This is a genomic window from Mesorhizobium sp. L48C026A00, assembly GCF_000502375.1.
GTDB lineage: Bacteria > Pseudomonadota > Alphaproteobacteria > Rhizobiales > Rhizobiaceae > Mesorhizobium > Mesorhizobium muleiense.
In genome coordinates this window covers 1-17514 of sequence record NZ_AYWU01000023.1, presented here as the reverse complement: position 1 = coordinate 17514, position 17514 = coordinate 1, and the positions used below count along the sequence as shown (strand labels likewise).

The window sequence follows — 17514 nt, the reverse complement described above, 5'->3', positions numbered from 1 at the left end:
CCAAATGTCTCAGGTGTCCAGATGTCTCAGGTTGAAAGGATGGTTCTGGCGCGTTCGAGATCGTCCGGCGTGTCGACGCCGAACGGCGCCGACTGCACGATCTCGGCGTCGATGCGCATGCCGGCCTCCAGCGCCCGCAACTGCTCGAGCTTCTCGCGCCGTTCCAGCGGCGACGGCTGCAGCGCGACAAAGCGCTCGAGCGCTGAGCGGCGATAGGCATAGAGGCCGATGTGATGATAGAGCGGCCCATCGCCCCAAGGTGCGGTGGCGCGGGTGAAATAGAGCGCCCGCAGCCGTGTCTCCGACTGCGGCGAGCCGACGATCTTGACGACATTCGGATTGGTCTTTTCCTCGTCGCGGACGATCTCGATGCCAAGCGTGGCGATGTCGATCGTCGCATCCTCGAAAGGCCTTAGCGCGGCCTTGATGATGTCGGGATCGATGGTCGGCAGGTCGCCCTGCACATTGACGATCGTTTCGACCTTGCGCCCGGGATCCAGCGTGGCTAGCGCCTCGAAGATGCGGTCGGAGCCCGATTCATGGCCGACGCGCGTCATCACCGCCTCGAAACCGTGCGTGCGCACCGCCGCCGCCACGCTCTGGGTATCAGTGGCGACCACCACCCGGCCGAGCCCGGCCTCTGCGGCGCGGCGGGCGACATGGACGATCATCGGAACGCCGGCGATGTCGGCCAGCGGCTTGCCCGGCAGGCGGGTCGAGGCCATGCGGGCCGGGATGAGGATGAGCGTGGACATCGGGTGATGAAGCATCCGAAAAAGAGGAAGGGAAAAGTGGCAAAAGGTCTCACTGGAAGCGCCCTTATAGGTGTTGCAACGCCAGAGCAAAAGACCTAGTTTCCGCCCGATTTGACCGCCTCGCGGGGTGGTTCACGATTACCGACGGACGGAGTGGACGGATCGGTCCGCCGGAAAAGGGAGCCTGGGGCGTATGGACTCTTTCGAAATCAACAAGCTGATCGGCGGCCTGCTCGGAACCGTGTTCGTCGTCTTCTCGGTCGGCATCATATCCGACGCGCTGTTCGCCTCCCCAGCACCGGAAAAACCCGGCTACGCCATCGAGGCGACCGAGGAGCCTGCCGAGGGCGGCCCGGCAGCCCCCGCCGAAGCCAAGCCGATCGCCGACCTCCTGGCCAACGCCAATGTCGAGGCGGGTGCGTCCGTGTTCAAGAAGTGCCAGGCCTGCCACACCGGCGAAAAAGGTGGACCGAACAAGGTCGGCCCTGATCTCTGGGATATCGTCGACCGTCCCATCGCCGAGCATGCGGGCTTCGCCTATTCGGCCGGCATGAAAGAGTTTTCCAAGGGCGGCGCGGAAAAATGGACGTACGACCACCTCAATAGCTTTCTGCTTTCGCCGAAGAAGCTGGTGAAGGGCACGGCGATGGGCTTCGCCGGCCTGCCGAAGGACGAGGACCGCGCCAACGTCATCGCCTATCTGCGCACGCTGTCGGACAATCCGAAGCCGCTGCCGACACCCGGCGCTTCGGCCGAGAATGCAGCCGCGCCTGCTGAAGGCGCGGCGCCGGCCAAGCCGGCAGAGGGTGCGGCACCGGCCGCACCAGCTCCGGCCGCTGCTGCTCCCGCACCAGCTCCAGCGCAATAACGCAATTGTCATGGACAAACTCTTAGAAAAGCCGGGTTCAGCCCGGCTTTTTCAATTGGAAAAGCGCATGTGCGGCGACAAAGCCGGCCTGTCGCGGTTTTCATGAGCGTCAAATGAACTAGATTGTCCGCTAACAGCTATCGCACAGAGGAGAAGGCATGACGGTTGGCCGAACGTTTCTCAGATCGATGCTGGTTGTGGCGGCTTTTGCCGGCGGCCCGCAGGCAGCCTTGGCGGATGAATGGCGCACCACCTCGTCGCTGATCGGCGACTCCAAATATGGCGACAACTTCCAGCACTATGATTACGTCAATCCGAACGCGCCGAAGGGCGGCTCGCTGAATTCGGTGGTGCTTGGCACGTTCGACAGCTTCAATCCCTATATCGTCCAGGGTTCCGCCGCGGCTGGCTTCGCCCCGTTCGGCGGCGGATTGCTCTACGACACGCTGATGGAGCAGGCGACTGACGAAGGCAGCGTCAGCCATCCGCTGATCGCCGACGCCTACAAACATCCCGACGACTATTCGTCGGCGACCTACCGACTTGATCCGCGGGCCAAATGGCATGACGGCAAGCCGATCACCACCGACGATGTAATCTGGTCGTTTCAGGTGCTGAAGGCCAATAGCCCGATGTACAGCCGCTATTTCGAGAATGTCACCGATGCGGTCGCGGTTTCCGACCGCGAGGTGGAATTCCATTTCGACCAGAAGGGCAACCGGGAACTGCCCAAGATTCTCGGCGATCTCGTCGTGCTGCCAAAGCACTGGTGGGAAGGTACCGACGCCACCGGCAAGAAGCGCGACATCACCAGGCCGACGCAGGAGCCGCCGCTGGGGTCGGCCGCGTACAAGATCGCCAGCTTCAAGCCGGGCTCTGAAATCATCTGGCAGAGGGTTCCGGACTACTGGGGTGCCAAGCTGCCGGTGAAGATCGGCCGAGAAAATTTCGACAGGCAGCGTTTCAGCTACTTTCTCGACGACAATGCCGCCTGGCAGGCCTTCACCAAGGGCGGACTGCATGACATCAGGTCGGAAAACAGTTCGAGGCGCTGGAACACCGCCTATAATTTCCCGGCGGTCCAGGCAGGCGACGTCATCAAGCAGGAATTCAAGACCGCCTCACCCGAACCGATGCAGGCCTTCATGCTCAACACAAGGCGTCCGCTGTTTGGGGATCGTCTGGTGCGCGCCGCGCTGACTTACCCGCTCGACTTCGAGACCATGAATCGTACCTTGTTCTTCGGTTCCAACACCCGTACCAGCAGTTACTTCCAAGGCACCGAACTGGCATCGAGCGGCCTGCCGCAAGGCAAGGAGCTGGAAATCCTCGAGCCATATCGCGACAAGCTGCCGCCCGAAGTCTTCACCGAGGAATTCAAGCTGCCGGTCTACGATTCGCCGCAGGCGGAACGCAAGTATCTCAAGACTGCGGTCGATCTCTTCGCCAAGGCGGGCTGGGTGATCAAGGGCGGCAAGATGGTCAATGCCAAGACGGGCGAGCCTTTCAAATTCGAAATCCTCGGCTGGAACGACACCGACCAGGTCCTTTCCAGTCCCTACATCGCCAATCTGCGCAAGATCGGCGTCGACGCCACGTTGCGGCTGATCGACCAGACCCAATACATCAACCGCCTCAACAATTTCGATTTCGACGTCACCATATCGCAGTTGGGGCAGTCGGATTCGCCTGGCAACGAGCAGCGTGACTTCTGGAGTTCCAAGTCCGCAGACACGCCTGGATCGCGCAACTACGCCGGGATCAAGAATCCGGTCGTCGATGCGCTGGTCGACCGCGTCATCTTCGCGACCGACCGTGACGATCTGGTTGCTGCCACCCATGCGCTCGACCGGGTGCTGCTGTGGAATTACTATGTCGTGCCGCAACACCATCGGTCGGCGGTCTGGATAGCGTACTGGAACAAGTTCGGCATCCCGGAAAAGCAGCCGGCCTATAGCGGCGTCGACCAGAATTCCTGGTGGATCGATGCGGACAAGGAAAAGGCGCTGGCGGCAAAATACAAGAGTGGCAATTGATGGCGGCGCTCCCCCGCCGCGTCTCGCTGGCCCGCCGCGACTTTCTGGCCTTGGGCGTCGCGGCCACGACGGCAGCGCTGTTGCCCGGCCGCGCCTTCGCCGCCATCCCGACGGGGGTCAAGCTGCATGGTCTGTCGGCCTTCGGCGACCTCAAATATTCCCCAGGTTTCACGCATTTCGACTATGTCAATCCGGACGCGCCCAAGGGCGGCCAGATGAATTTCGCACCGCCGAACTCCACCTTCAATCAGAGCTTCCTGACGTTCAACACGCTGAATTCGCTGGTGTTGAGAGGGGAATCGCCGCCGCGCACCGAACTCTGTTTCGATTCGCTGATGGCTAGCGCACTCGATGAGCCGGATGCGGTCTATGGCCGGCTTGCCGAGTCGGTTACCTTGTCGCCGGACCGCAATGGCTTCCGCTTCAGCCTGCGACCGCAAGCACGCTTCCACGACGGCTCGCCAATGACCGCGGAGGACGTCGCCTTCGCATTGAAGCTTTACAAGGACAAGGGCCATCCGAACCTCTCCCAGGCGTTGCGGCATATGACGGAAGCGGTTGCGGCCGATCCGGTTACCGTGGACCTCACCTTCAACGGCAAACAATCCGCGCAGAACATCCTTGCGATCGTCGCCATGCCGATCGTGTCCAAAGCCTTTTATACGGTCAATGATTTCGATGCCTCGACGATGACACCGCCGCTCGGCTCCGGACCTTACAAAATAGGGCGCGTGGCGGCCGGACAGACCGTCGAATATGAGCGCGTCGCCGACTATTGGGGCAGGGATCTGGCCGTGAACCGCGGCGTCTATAATTTCGACCGCATCCGCATCGATTTTTACATCAATCGCCAGGCAGCGTTTGAAGCCCTGAAGAAGGGGGACACGCATTTTCGCGAAGAATTTACCTCGCGGGTATGGGCAACCGGTTACGACTTTCCGGCACTGAAGGACGGCCGGGTCGTCAAACGCGAATTTCCCGGCGAGAAAACGCCATCCATGCAGGCTGTCGCGCTGAACCAGCGTCGTGCTCAATTCCGCGATGTGCGCGTCAGACGCGCGATCGCCAATTGCTTCGATTTCGAATGGACCAAGCGGGTTCTGTTTTACGGCGCCTACGAGCGCTCGCAATCGAATTTCGAGCGGTCGGATTACAAGGCCGAGGGCCTGCCCTCGCCCGAGGAATTGGCCCTGCTGGAGCCGTTCCGAGCCGAGTTGCCGCCGGAAACCTTCGGCGAAGCGGTGATGCAGCCTGTCTCCGACGGTTCGGGCCACGACCGCAAGCTGCTGCGCGCGGCTTCGAGACTGCTTGCCGAAGCCGGCTGGAAGCGGGCGGGCAATTTCGTTGTCAATGAAAAGAGCGAGCCACTGCGGGTGGAAATGCTGGCCGAGGACGACGGCATCGTTCGGCTTTTGTCGCCGTGGGCCGAGAACATGAAAACGATCGGCGTCGACGCTTCGATCCGGCAGGTCGATTCGACGCAATATGAACAGCGGCAGAGCAATTTCGATTTCGATTTCACCCTGCTCGCCTGGTCGATCGGGGCGACGCCGACTGCCGACGGCCTGGAGATACTCTACGACTCGCGGATGTCGAAAACGCCGGGGATGCGAAATTATCCCGGCACGGAAAGCAAGGCCATCGATGCACTGATCGAGGCAGCCGGCAAGGCGCAGAGCCGGGTCGAACTGATCACGGGGCTCAAAGCGCTCGATCGGGTCTTGCGCGCGCGGCTAGACTGGATTCCAACATATTATCTCGCGAATCACCGAGTCGCCTATTGGGACATGTTCGGCTTTCCCGAGCAGAAGCCCGATTTCGGCTTTCCGGTCGAGGCGCTGTGGTGGTTCGACAAGGACAAGGCGGCAAAGATTGGCAAAGGGTGAATTTTTTGCGGGCGCCGGCGCCGCCCCTCACCTGCCTGCCGGCATCCTCTCCCCGTATAGCGACGGGGAGAGGGGCGCTTTCATCGATGGTTTCGCCAATCACAAGCGTGGCAGTAAAAGCGCCGAGATTGCGGCCGGCCCCTTTCTCCCCGTCACTATACGGGGAGAAATGTCCGGTAGGACAATGAGGGGCGGCGCTGGCGTCGACAATTGGCCTGAAGCGGTGCTCTCCCTCACGGAGGACCATTTCTGATGGGCGCCTATATCCTGCGCCGCATCCTGCTGATGATCCCGACCTTGTTCGGCATCATGGCGGTGTCGTTCGCCGTCATCCAGTTCGCGCCGGGCGGGCCGGTGGAGCAGGTCATCGCCAGGCTGACCAACCAGGGCGGCAGCGATCGCCTTGGCGGCGGCGGCGGTGACGCCGGCGCCAGCAATTTCGACGTGGCCGGCGATGCCGGTTCGAGATATCGCGGCGCGCAAGGGCTCGACCCCGAATTCATCGCCAAGCTGGAAAAGCAGTTCGGCTTCGACAAGCCGCCGCTCGAGCGCTTCGGCATGATGCTGTGGAACTATTTCCGGTTCGATTTCGGCGACAGCTATTTCCGCGACATTTCAGTGATCGATCTGATCCTGGAGAAGATGCCGGTGTCGATCTCGATCGGGTTGTGGATCACGCTGCTGTCCTACCTGATCTCGATCCCGCTCGGCATCCGCAAGGCAGTCAAGGACGGCTCGGCATTCGACGTATGGACCAGCGGCGTCGTCATTGTCGGCTACGCCATTCCGGGCTTCCTGTTTGGCATCCTGCTGATGGTGCTGTTTGCCGGCGGATCGTTCTACGACTGGTTCCCGCTGCGCGGCATCACCTCCGACAATTGGGACCAGTTGTCCTGGCCGGCGCGGATCGTCGACTATCTCTGGCACATGACCTTGCCGCTGACGGCNGACGGCGCTGGTGCTGTCGGCCTTCGCCACCACGACGCTGCTGACCAAGAATTCGTTCCTCGAGGAAATCCGCAAGCAGTATGTGGTGACCGCGCGCGCCAAGGGCCTGTCGGAACGGCGGGTTCTCTACGGCCACGTCTTCCGCAACGCCATGCTGATCGTCGTCGCCGGCTTTCCCGGCGCCTTCATCTCGGCCTTCTTCACCGGCTCGCTGCTGATCGAGAACATCTTTTCGCTCGATGGCCTCGGCCTGCTCGGTTTCAGGTCGGTGGTCGAGCGCGACTATCCGGTGGTGTTCGCCAATCTCTACATCTTCTCGCTGCTTGGCCTGATCGTCGGGCTGCTGTCCGACCTGATCTATACCTGGGTCGACCCGCGCATCGACTTCGAGCGGAGGGACGTCTGATGGCCGGGGCCGCAGCCGAAACGGCGCCGGAGCGGATCGCACGGCCCTGGCTGTCGCCGCTCAACCAGCGGCGGCAGCAGAATTTCAAGGCCAACCGGCGCGGCTACTGGTCGTTGTGGATATTCCTCGTGCTTTTCGTGCTGTCGCTGTTTTCCGAATGGATCGCCAACGACAAGCCGGTCCTCGTCTCCTACAAGGGCGAAATCCTGTTTCCGGTCGTGGTCGCTTATCCCGAGGAGAAGTTCGGCGGCTTTTATGCGGTCACCGACTACCGCGACCCGGTCATCCAGGACGAGATCAATGCCCATGGCTGGATGATCTGGCCACCGGTCCGCTACTCCTACCGGACCGTCAACAACGCCATCCCGGAGGCGGCGCCGACCAAGCCGTCCTGGCTCTATGACGTCCAGACACGTTGCAACCAGTATCCGCAAGGTGCCGCCGACCCCAATTGCGTCATCGGCAACTGGAACTGGCTGGGAACCGACGACCAGGCCCGCGACGTGCTGGCGCGCGTCGTCTACGGATTCAGGGTCTCGGTGCTGTTCGGCCTTATCCTCACCGCCGGCTCGGCGGTGATCGGCGTGACGGCCGGCGCATTGCAGGGTTATTTCGGCGGCTGGACCGACCTTCTGTTCCAGCGCTTCATAGAAATCTGGTCGGCGATCCCGGTGCTTTATCTGCTCCTCATCGTCGCCGCCATCCTGCCGCCCGGCTTCTTCATCCTGCTCGGGCTGATGCTGCTGTTCTCCTGGGTAGCGCTGGTCGGCGTGGTGCGGGCCGAGTTCCTGCGCGCCCGCAACTTCGAATATGTCAACGCCGCGCGCGCGCTGGGCGTACCCAACGGTACTATCATGTTCCGGCATCTGTTGCCCAACGCCATGGTGGCGACGCTGACCTTCCTGCCCTTCCTGCTCAGCGGCTCGATCTCGACGCTGACCTCGCTCGACTACCTTGGCTTCGGCCTGCCGCCCGGCTCGGCCTCGCTGGGCGAGCTCCTCAAGCAGGCGCAGCGCAACCTCAACGCACCGTGGCTAGGCATCTCCGGCTTCGTCGTCATCTCGCTGATGCTGTCGCTGCTGGTCTTCGTCGGCGAGGCGACCCGCGACGCCTTCGATCCGCGCAAGACGTTCAGATGAGCCAAGCCCCTCTCCTCTCCGTCCGCGATCTCAGCGTCGCCTTCGCGCAGGAAGGCCGCCAGTCGATGGCCGTCGACCACATCTCCTTCCACATCGCCAAGGGCGAAACGGTGGCGCTGGTCGGCGAATCCGGCTCCGGCAAGTCGGTCTCGGCGCTGTCGGTGCTGAAGCTGCTGCCCTATCCGGCCGCCAGCCATCCGTCGGGAAAGATCCTGTTCCAAGGCGCCGATCTGCTCGCTGCCGACGAGAAGGCATTGCGCCGGGTGCGCGGCAACAAGATCACCATGATCTTCCAGGAGCCGATGACCTCGCTCAACCCGCTGCACACGATCGAGCAGCAGATCGTCGAGGTGCTGACGCTGCACCAGGGCCTGGGTGACCGCCAAGCCAAGGCGCGCACGCTGGAACTGCTCAACGAGGTCGGCATCCGCGAGCCGGAGAAGCGGCTCGACGCTTATCCGCACCAGCTTTCCGGCGGCCAGCGCCAGCGCGTCATGATCGCCATGGCGCTGGCCAACGAGCCGGAACTGCTGATCGCCGACGAGCCGACGACGGCACTCGACGTCACCGTGCAGGCGCAGATCCTCGAACTGCTTGCGGAGCTGAAGAGCCGCAAGGGCATGTCGATGCTGTTCATCACCCACGATCTCGGCATCGTCAGAAAGATCGCCGACCGGGTCTGCGTGATGACCAAGGGCAAGATCGTCGAGACCGGGCCGACGAAGGAAATCTTCGCCAAGCCGCAGCACAGCTATACGCGGCATCTGCTTGCTGCCGAACCGAAGGGCAAGCCGCCCGCCGCCAACGCTGCCGCCAAACCTGTGATGACGGGCCGGGACGTCAAGGTCTGGTTTCCTATCAAGAAAGGCTTCTTCCGGCGCACCGTCGACAATGTGAAGGCGGTCGACGGCATCGACGTCACCGTGCGCGCCGGCCAGACGCTCGGCGTCGTCGGCGAATCCGGCTCTGGCAAGACGACGCTCGGTCTGGCGCTGGCCAGGATGATCTCGTCGACCGGGACCATTCAGTTCAACGGGCGCGATATCAACGAACTGTCATTCAACGCCATGCGGCCGCTGCGGCGCGAGCTGCAGATCGTCTTCCAGGATCCGTTCGGGTCGTTGAGCCCGCGCATGTCGGTCTCCGAGATCATCGAGGAAGGGCTGAAGATCCACGAGCCAAAACTGTCGCCCGATGAGCGCGACAAGCGCATCGTCGATGTGCTCGGGGAAGTCGGCCTCGATCCCGCCACGCGCAATCGCTATCCGCACGAGTTTTCCGGCGGCCAGCGCCAGCGTATCGCCATCGCCCGCGCCATGGTGCTCAACCCGCGCTTCGTCATGCTGGACGAGCCGACCTCGGCGCTCGACATGAGCGTCCAGGCGCAGGTGGTCGACCTCCTGCGCAGCCTGCAGGCGAAGCACGACCTCGCCTATCTGTTCATCAGCCACGATCTGAAGGTCATCCGTGCGCTTGCCAACGACGTCATCGTCATGCGCAATGGCAGGATCGTCGAAGCCGGCCCGTCCGAACAGATTTTCGAACGGCCGCAGACCGACTATACCAAGGCGCTGATCTCGGCCGCATTCAGGATCGAAACGGCGCCGGTCGGCATCGTCAGCGAGTAGCCTGTACCCGCATAAAGGAAAACGAACCCGCCATGGAAAAAGGCCGCGTCCTGCTTGCCCTCACCGGTATCCATCCAGGCCGTTGGCGCGAACTCTTATCGACCGAACGCGAGGTGGCGCTCGAGCCGGAAGGCGCCAGCGATCCTTCAATCACCTATGCGGTGGTTTGGAAGCAGCGGCCGAACCTTCTGTCGTCCCTGCCCAATCTGCGCGTTGTCTTTTCGATCGGCGCCGGCGTCGACCACATCTTCGCCGATCCCACCTTGCCCGACGTGCCGATCGTCAAGGTCGTGGCCGACAATTTGACCCACTACATGACCGAATATGTCGTCTGGCGGGTGCTCGATCACCATCGCCAGGGCATGCTCTACCGGTCGCAGCAGCAAAAGAAGATCTGGCACGAGCCGCCGCAGCGGCCGGCCGGCGACATCTCCGTCGGCATCATGGGGCTCGGCACGCTTGGCCGCGCGGCAGCGTCGGTGCTTTTGTCGCTCGGCTTTGCGGTCAATGGCTGGTCGCGCAGCGAGCGGCCGATGGACGGCGTTGCAACCTATGCGGGTGAGGCCGGATTGATCCCCTTCCTCAACGCCACCGACATTCTGGTGGTGCTTTTGCCACTCACTGCGCAGACGCATGGCATCATCAACTATGGCGTGCTGAAGGAGTTGAGGAAACGCAACGGCCTAGGCGGCTCGGTGCTGATCAATGCCGGGCGCGGCAAGTTGCAGAAGGACGCCGACATTCTGCGTGCGCTGGAGGACGGCACACTCAAGGAAGCAAGCCTCGACGTGTTCGAGGTCGAGCCGCTGCCGAAGACCAGCCGGCTATGGAGCCACCCAAAGGTCTTCGTGACGCCGCATGCGGCGGCGACCTCCGATCCCGTGCATCTGGTGCCGATCATGCTGCGCCAGATGGCCGCCTTCGAGCGCGGCGAGAAGCTCGAGAACGTCGTCGATCGCAACGCGGGGTATTAACCCGGCTTGCCACATTCGCGGCGGGCGATCGACCGGTTCATGGCGTCGATCCGGCCACTTGCCTGTTCGACGTCGCGCTGGGCCTTGGAACGGGCATCCGGCGTGAACGGGCCGAGGCCCACCCCGGGATCGGAGAAGGACGGCTTGGCATCCTGCGGAAGGCGGTATTGCTGCGCCAGCCGGTTTCGTTGCGCCACCAATTGATCGCAAGGCACGCTGTCATATTGCAGCGAGGACTGGACATTCGCGTCCTGTCGCTCGGCGATCGAGGTGCCGACGCAACCGGCTATTGCCAGGCAAGATGCCAAGACCACCAAGTTCCAGCGCATGCAACGTCCTCCTTGTCGGTGTCCTGCCCTTTCGGGCATGCGAATCGGACTTTTTCGCAGCCGCCGCCACGTGTGGCGCAGGTGAACGAAAAGGGTCGCCGGACAAGGCCTGATGCGATTTCGTGATGGAGATCCCGCCGACAGTTGCCTGTATGCCGAGTCAGCAGTCACTTGCAACAGGCTTCCCGCGCCGGAATTAGCAACTATCTTGGAGCCATGCGCGCCAGCGACCTGCTTCACCCTCGGCCCGAGGGCCTTTATTGCCCGCCCGGCGATTTCTTCATCGATCCGGTGCGGCCGGTCAGCCGGGCGCTGATCACACACGGCCATTCCGACCATGCCCGTTCCGGCCACCGCTCGGTGCTGGCTACACAACAGACGCTGGACATCATGCGGCTGCGCTACGGCGAGGGTTTTGCCGGGACGACGCAAGCGGCAGCACTTGGCGAGGCGATTGCGCTGAACGGCGTCACCGTAACCTTCCATCCGGCCGGCCATGTACTGGGCTCGGCGCAGATCGAGGTCGTGCATCAGGGCTCATGCATCGTCGCTTCGGGCGACTACAAGCGCCAGAGGGACGCGACTTGCGAGCCGTTCGAACCGGTCAAGTGCGACGTGTTCATCACCGAGGCGACTTTCGGCCTGCCGGTGTTCCGTCATCCGACCGATACCGAAGAGATCGCCCGCCTGCTGAAATCGACGGCGCAGTTTCCCGAACGCGCGCATCTGGTCGGCGCCTATGCGCTCGGCAAGGCGCAGCGCGTCATGCGCTTGCTGCGCGACGCCGGCTACGACAGGCCGATCTATATCCACGGCGCGCTGGCCAAGCTCAGCGACTACTATCAGAGCCAGGGCATCGAGCTCGGGGCGCTGGAGCCGGCGACCGTCGAAAGCAGTGGCAAGGAGGATTTCACCGGCGCCATCGTCGTCGGCCCGCCATCGGCGTTCGCCGACCGCTGGGCGCGGCGCTTTCCCGATCCGATCTCGTGCTTTGCCTCCGGCTGGATGCGCATCCGCCAGCGCGCCAAGCAGGGCGGCGTCGAGCTGCCGCTGATCGTTTCCGACCATGCCGACTGGGACGAACTGACCGCCACGATAAGGGAAACCGGCGCGGAGGAAATCTGGGTGACGCATGGCCGCGAGGAAGCCCTGGTGCGCTGGTGCGAACTCGAAGGCATCGCTGCCAGGCCGCTGCATCTCGTCGGCTATGAGGATGAGGGCGATTGATGGTGGTCACGGCCGATGTAGCGCTTCACGGCGGCGCGACAGAACGCAAGGCTGGCCCATTGGCGCGGCCCGCATTATGAACCGCTTCGCCGAACTCCTCGACCGCCTCGTGCTGACGCCGTCGCGCAACGGCAAGCTGAAGCTGTTGAGCGATTATTTCCGCAGCGTCGAGGATCCGGATCGCGGTCTGGCGCTGGCTGCCATCACCGGCGACCTGACCATCGCGGCGGTCAAGCCGGCGATGCTGCGCGCGCTGGTCATGGAGCGCATGGACCCGGTGCTGTTCGGCTATTCCTACGACTATGTCGGCGACCTGGCGGAGACGGTGTCGCTGGTCTGGCCGCAATCGCCGGCGGATATCGCCAACCATGAGCCGACGCTCGCCGAGGTCGTCGCGAAATTGCAGGCGGCGAGCCGTTCCGACGGGCCGAAGGTGCTGGCCCGGCTGCTCGACAGCGCCAGCATCTCGGCGCGCTTCGCCATCATCAAGCTGGTCACCGGCGGCCTGCGCATCGGCGTTTCGGCGCGATTGGCCAAGCAGGCGCTGGCCGATCTCGGCAAGGTCGACGTCGCCGAGATCGAAGAACTCTGGCATGGGCTGACACCGCCCTATGCCGAGCTGTTCGCGTGGCTGGAAGGCAAGGCAGAAAAACCCAAAAAGACAGCGCTGGCGCTGTTCCGGCCGGTGATGCTGTCCAACCCGATCGGTGACGGCGACCTCGAAAAGCTCGACCCGGCCGACTATGCCGCCGAGTGGAAGTGGGACGGTATCCGCGTCCAGGCGGTATCGGAAGGCGGCATTCGCCGGCTCTATTCGCGCACTGGCGACGATGTTTCCGGGGCTTTTCCTGACCTCGCAGAGGCGATGGATTTCTCCGCCACCCTCGACGGCGAGCTTCTGGTCGGTGATCCCCGGCAGGCGACCGGCACGTTCTCGGACCTGCAGCAACGGCTGAACCGCAAGAGCGTGACACCGAAGATCCAGCAGCAATACCCGGCCTTCATGCGCTGCTACGACATGCTTCAGATCGGCGACGAGGACTTGCGCACCCGCGCTTTCCGCGAGCGGCGCGGCCACCTCGAAGGCTTCGTGCAGACGCTCGATCCGAGCCGCTTCGATCTCTCGCCGCTGGTCGAATTCAACGACTGGCAGGCGCTGGAGGAATTGCGCCGCAAGCCGCTGCATCCGGTCATCGAAGGCGTGATGCTGAAGCGCTGGGATTCGCCCTATCTCACCGGCCGGCCGAAAGGCCCATGGTTCAAATGGAAGCGCGATCCGCACACAATCGACGCCGTGCTGATGTATGCCCAGCGCGGCCATGGCAAGCGTTCGAGTTTCTATTCCGATTACACGTTCGGCGTCTGGTCCGGCCCGGAAGGATCGGAGGAACTGGTGCCGGTGGGGAAAGCCTATTTCGGCTTCACCGACGAGGAACTGAGGCAGATCGACAAATATGTCCGCGACAACACGATCGAGCGCTTCGGCCCGGTCCGCTCGGTGCGGGCCGACCGCAGACAAGGCCTAGTGCTGGAGGTGGCGTTCGAAGGGCTTAACCGCTCGACACGGCACAAATCCGGTGTCGCCATGCGCTTTCCGCGCATTTCACGGCTGCGCTGGGACAAGCCTGCGGCCGAAGCCGACCGCATCGAGACGCTGCAGGCGCTGCTCGATAGTTAGAGCGACGTGCGTCCAATTGGACGCACAAAGTACGCTCTAACCGTTATAATCTACGCATCGTGCTTTCCGAAAATCGATTCCGATTTTCGGGCCGATGCGTTGAGGCTCAAGGAACAATCGCGACGCGGATCTCGTAGATGTCGACCGACTTGCCCTGCTTGTCGAAGTCGGAATTGAGGGCGATGGTGCCTGCAGCGCCCGGACGCTTGTCGGGAAACCGCACATCGAAGAGGTATTCGTTGCGCTCGTGGCCGACCGCGTAGCGCTTGCGGCCGCAGTCGCCGAGTTCGCCGAAATTGCAGTCGACGGAGATCTGCGTCTCCTGGCCCTCCTCGGAGCGGGCGATGATGTCGAACGTGGCGTGCTTGCCGGCGAGTTTGTCCAAGACGCCTTGCTCGACGTCGAAGCTGATCGCCGAACCGGAGGCGCCCGACCGGATGCGCAGGAAAGAACCGCTGTCGTCCTGCATGACTTCGGCCTTGGCATCCGAAGGCGCGCTGACAAGCGTCGGGTCGCTCGGTGAAAACACATTGATCCAGTCGCGCGCCTCATCCGCCTCGCCGGCGTTCAGCGGCGGGGCCGTGTCGCCTGGCGGCGTGAAATCATCGTCTTCCACCGTCGGTGGCGTTTGCGGCGGGGCGGTGTCGAGTTCGGCCGCCGACTTGAAGACGCCGGTCTGGGCAGCGAAATAGAGGCCGATGCCGGCGGCTGCAAGCAGCGTCACGCCGAGGAAGATCGCGGTGAGAGGCAGGCGGGGACCTCTCACCCGCCTGTCGTCGCGGTCGGGCATCACCTCTGCGTCGCCGTCCCCGGCCGATTGGGGGGACGACAAGTCGATCTCCGGCGCATCGGGAAAAGCCGCTTCGGGCATGATGTCGGGAACGACCGGCAAGACACGCGAGCGCGGCGCATCGGAAGCTGGGGGTGCGTCGGAAGCAGGAGGCGCGACCGATGCAGGAGACCCCGCCGGACCGTCGACAATGACCTCAGGCGGCGGCGCCGGTTCAGCGTCGGCGCCGGCATCCGGTTCGGCATCGGCCTCGGNCTGGTGACGACGCTTGAAAGCGGCCGTGCGATGGCGGCGCTTGATGGCGACTTCCACCGTCACGTTCGGGTTGGCCTGCAGGGCACGGTCAAGTGCGGCGAAGGCCGATCGGTAGACCCGCTCGCGAAACGCGCGGTCTTCGGCATTGCCTTTCTCGAAGGCATTCCGGATCGCTTTTTCGATCGCGTCCAACGGGGACCCCCTGCACGTATGGTCACATTGTCATGATCGTTAGCCGCAGGCGACCGATCAATCAACGGGCCAGCGGCCGCATTCTGCCTTGGCGATGCGTCCAATGCCGATTTCGACGGTTTTCGGTAAAGGAATCAACATTTTTCGCCGGTTTCCCGATGCAGCGCCAACGCGACGTCGCACAACCTGGCGTTGAGGCTTCGCACAACCGCATGGCCGATCGGTGCGGCGGTCGCTTATAGGCCCGGGATGAGCCGGCACGAATTGCCAAGTCCCATCTTGAATTTGTGGCGGGTTGCGTCTATCACCCAGCGCATCTTGGAGGCCTTGGCTTCCCGGGCCGCTTTAGCTCAGTTGGTAGAGCACATCATTCGTAATGATGGGGTCAGGTGTTCGAGTCACCTAAGCGGCACCAGTTTTCTCTTCGGAAAATCAATTGCTTAGTTGATGGCCGGTTTTCGCCGCATCCGCGAAAATCATTCCGGGGCACCGCAGGGGCACCCCCAGACGCATTTTCAGCCCCGAAAATAATATTCTTGCCCCCAGGCCCTGACTTGCGGAAAGTTCAGATCCTTTCGCGCGCGATGTGACATCACCAAAACCTTGGCCATGGGCACGCCTACGGCGAGGAAGAGCAACGTCACCGTATGCCGACGAGCGCAGCCGTTGTGTCGCCGTAGCGTCAACCGGCTGAAGCCCGGCGGTGCTTTCTCAGCCGAGTGATTGCCGACCTGTCGACCGTAATCACGCCGCCGCAGTCAATCCGCACGGTGAGTTTGTCCGCTCCGCGATCGATGCGGGTGACGTCCCCAACAAGAACTACTCGGTCGCCGGCCCGGGCTTTGGGTGGCGGCTCTAGCGTGTAAGGATGATCATAGGATGGAATGCTCACTCTAGCTCGGCCGCTAGGGAGAATGGTGATGAGGGTACCTGCTAGCGCAACCTCATCGCCGACCTCAAATTCGCCAGGCATGTTAAGGTGCAGCATGGTCTTCCTCCCGATGCTTTCCTATTTGATGCTTTGCTAAATTAATGCCCGGCCACCGCGTTGGTTGCGTGCAATCCGCTTCGTACGGTTCCGCACATTTCCAAGCTGGATCGCGATGGCGACGGGACCCCGTGCGAAACGCTGTGTTAGCGGAGCCAGCAACCAGCGGGTCTTCCGATCAAACTTCGCGGAATAATGATGGACCTGAGACGTTGTCGATAGAGAACACTCTACCTACCATAGGGAGAATCGATATGCGCCTTTTCATCCTGTTTTCGGTATTACTTTTGACTGCCTGCATGACAGCCCCACGCGGCGAGGCTCCACCCGCACGGCCAACCGCGTCTACATCGAGCGGGAGCAGCGGCAGTAGTGGCAGTGCCGGCGGTTCTGGCGGTGGCGGCTACTAAAGACGCGATCGACTCAGTTTTGGAAATCGCAGAGAACCTTAATTGCGCCGGACTGTCCGCCCCAGCAAAAAGCCCGCCACCGTGAGGCAGCGGGCTTAGGCAGTTTTTGCCGGGGTCAGTGATGGTCGCCCAACGCGCGTTTTTTACGGGGTTGCTTCGTAATCGGATGCGCTGCAAGAAACGCCTCGTCCGCCGCAATGAGCTTGTGAGAATAGACGCTAGATCGATCCTCGTCCTCTAGGACGTACTTCGCGTGAATGCTTTTCGCGAACCAGTAATCCGTTTCCGCTCTTGTCAGGCTGGTGATAGCATCAGCCTTGCGCCAAGGGAGGCGCCGCGCCTGACGCACGAGCTGATTGTGGTGCGTGTCGATGAGGACGGCATCGGGCAGCGGAGGCCCGAGGGCTGGCCAATATTTCGCAAGACGACCTCGCCAAGGCTGCAAGAGTCGGATTATCAACGGTTCGAAACTTTGAAGCTGGGCGATCCGTCCCCGTGGCCAACAATCTCACAGCTATGGTGCAGGCCATAGAGCGTCTTGGCGTGGTATTCATCCCCGAGAATGGCGGCGGCGCCGGCGTGCGACTCGCAAAGCCTGGGGCGAAAGAGATGATGGAGGATGGAAATGCCGAACGATAATCGGGACTGGACCAACGGTCGCTTCATGCATGCGTCTCTGAGGCGCGCTCCTGCACCAACTGATAAAGAAATCATCGACGCGCTCATGGCTGCGCTTGGAGCCAAGCAGATCGACCCAGTGCAGCCCATTTGGATCGGAAACCACGTTTCTGGGATCAATCTTAATCTCTAAACGGGTGCCATCCCGCGGCGCCGGCCGGGCGCCAGTCCGCTTTGACGACGCGGCGGGTATAGGCTCGCTCGACGCCAAAGACCGCTTCGTCCTTTGTGGGCACCCTCCCGTTCGCGCCATCGACATCGCGATACGCTATCTCCCTGCCGTCCGCTGAAACCAGTGTCACGCGAGCCCGTCCTTCCAGCAGGAAG

General features: G+C 62.5%; 14 protein-coding genes, 1 tRNA gene and 2 pseudogenes. 13 read left to right on the top strand and 4 right to left on the bottom strand.

The window, feature by feature from the left end:
- Nucleotides 1-26: 26 nt before the first annotated feature.
- Nucleotides 27-755 (bottom strand): 3-deoxy-manno-octulosonate cytidylyltransferase, encoded by a 729-nt coding sequence (locus X738_RS71025; protein ID WP_023802076.1) that lies wholly within the window; start codon nt 753-755, stop codon nt 27-29.
- 193 nt (nt 756-948) lie between these two features.
- Here X738_RS71025 and X738_RS71020 point away from each other — a divergent pair, with 193 nt between their 5' ends.
- The 7 genes and pseudogenes from X738_RS71020 (at nt 949) to X738_RS70990 (ending at nt 10640) form a co-directional block, all read left to right on the top strand.
- On the top strand, nt 949-1623 hold the full coding sequence (locus tag X738_RS71020) for a c-type cytochrome (protein WP_023802075.1): 675 nt from the start codon (nt 949-951) through the stop codon (nt 1621-1623).
- A 158-nt stretch (nt 1624-1781) separates the two neighbouring features.
- Complete coding sequence (locus X738_RS71015) at nt 1782-3659, top strand: extracellular solute-binding protein (RefSeq protein ID WP_023802074.1); 1878 nt, start codon at nt 1782-1784, stop codon at nt 3657-3659.
- Nucleotides 3659-5545, top strand: a complete 1887-nt coding sequence (locus tag X738_RS71010) for an extracellular solute-binding protein (protein WP_023802073.1) — start codon at nt 3659-3661, stop codon at nt 5543-5545. The genes X738_RS71015 and X738_RS71010 overlap by 1 nt, the downstream gene beginning before the upstream one ends.
- A gap of 252 nt (nt 5546-5797) precedes the next feature.
- Nucleotides 5798-6899: pseudogene (locus X738_RS83345) on the top strand (microcin C ABC transporter permease YejB).
- Nucleotides 6899-8038, top strand: a complete 1140-nt coding sequence (locus tag X738_RS71000; RefSeq protein ID WP_031256127.1) for an ABC transporter permease — start codon at nt 6899-6901, stop codon at nt 8036-8038. The pseudogene X738_RS83345 and the gene X738_RS71000 overlap by 1 nt, the downstream one beginning before the upstream one ends.
- Complete coding sequence (locus X738_RS70995; RefSeq protein WP_023802070.1) at nt 8035-9666, top strand: ABC transporter ATP-binding protein; 1632 nt, start codon at nt 8035-8037, stop codon at nt 9664-9666. The genes X738_RS71000 and X738_RS70995 overlap by 4 nt, the downstream gene beginning before the upstream one ends.
- A 32-nt stretch (nt 9667-9698) precedes the next feature.
- Nucleotides 9699-10640, top strand: a complete 942-nt coding sequence (locus X738_RS70990) for a 2-hydroxyacid dehydrogenase (RefSeq protein WP_023802069.1) — start codon at nt 9699-9701, stop codon at nt 10638-10640.
- On the opposite strand, the gene X738_RS70985 is transcribed toward X738_RS70990, so the two are convergent.
- Nucleotides 10637-10969: a hypothetical protein gene (locus X738_RS70985; protein WP_023802068.1), complete on the bottom strand. Its 333-nt coding sequence runs from the start codon at nt 10967-10969 to the stop codon at nt 10637-10639. The genes X738_RS70990 and X738_RS70985 overlap by 4 nt on opposite strands.
- A gap of 216 nt (nt 10970-11185) precedes the next feature.
- Between X738_RS70985 and X738_RS70980 the strand changes: the two genes are divergently transcribed.
- Complete coding sequence (locus X738_RS70980; protein WP_023802067.1) at nt 11186-12196, top strand: ligase-associated DNA damage response exonuclease; 1011 nt, start codon at nt 11186-11188, stop codon at nt 12194-12196.
- 76 nt (nt 12197-12272) lie between these two features.
- A complete protein-coding gene (locus X738_RS70975) occupies nt 12273-13874 on the top strand; it encodes a cisplatin damage response ATP-dependent DNA ligase (protein WP_023802066.1) in 1602 nt (533 codons plus the stop codon).
- A 106-nt stretch (nt 13875-13980) separates the two neighbouring features.
- Here the strand turns inward: X738_RS70975 and X738_RS70970 are convergent, their stop codons facing one another.
- Nucleotides 13981-15111: a hypothetical protein gene (locus X738_RS70970; protein WP_023802065.1), complete on the bottom strand. Its 1131-nt coding sequence runs from the start codon at nt 15109-15111 to the stop codon at nt 13981-13983.
- Between the two features lie 339 nt (nt 15112-15450).
- Between X738_RS70970 and X738_RS70965 the strand changes: the two genes are divergently transcribed.
- The 4 genes from X738_RS70965 to X738_RS85215 all read left to right on the top strand — a co-directional run bounded on the left by X738_RS70965 (nt 15451) and on the right by X738_RS85215 (nt 17320).
- A tRNA-Thr gene (locus tag X738_RS70965) sits at nt 15451-15526 on the top strand.
- A gap of 633 nt (nt 15527-16159) precedes the next feature.
- Nucleotides 16160-16249, top strand: coding sequence for an excalibur calcium-binding domain-containing protein (locus tag X738_RS89270; protein WP_128181921.1), 90 nt, complete (start codon nt 16160-16162; stop codon nt 16247-16249).
- A 665-nt stretch (nt 16250-16914) separates the two neighbouring features.
- Nucleotides 16915-17148 (top strand): helix-turn-helix domain-containing protein, encoded by a 234-nt coding sequence (locus tag X738_RS0143195; protein WP_031256126.1) that lies wholly within the window; start codon nt 16915-16917, stop codon nt 17146-17148.
- A complete protein-coding gene (locus X738_RS85215) occupies nt 17135-17320 on the top strand; it encodes a hypothetical protein (protein WP_156942673.1) in 186 nt (61 codons plus the stop codon). Before X738_RS0143195 ends, X738_RS85215 begins: the two co-directional genes overlap by 14 nt.
- Here X738_RS85215 and X738_RS86675 read toward each other — a convergent pair.
- A pseudogene (locus tag X738_RS86675) lies at nt 17310-17514 on the bottom strand (hypothetical protein); the annotation flags it as partial. The gene X738_RS85215 and the pseudogene X738_RS86675 overlap by 11 nt on opposite strands.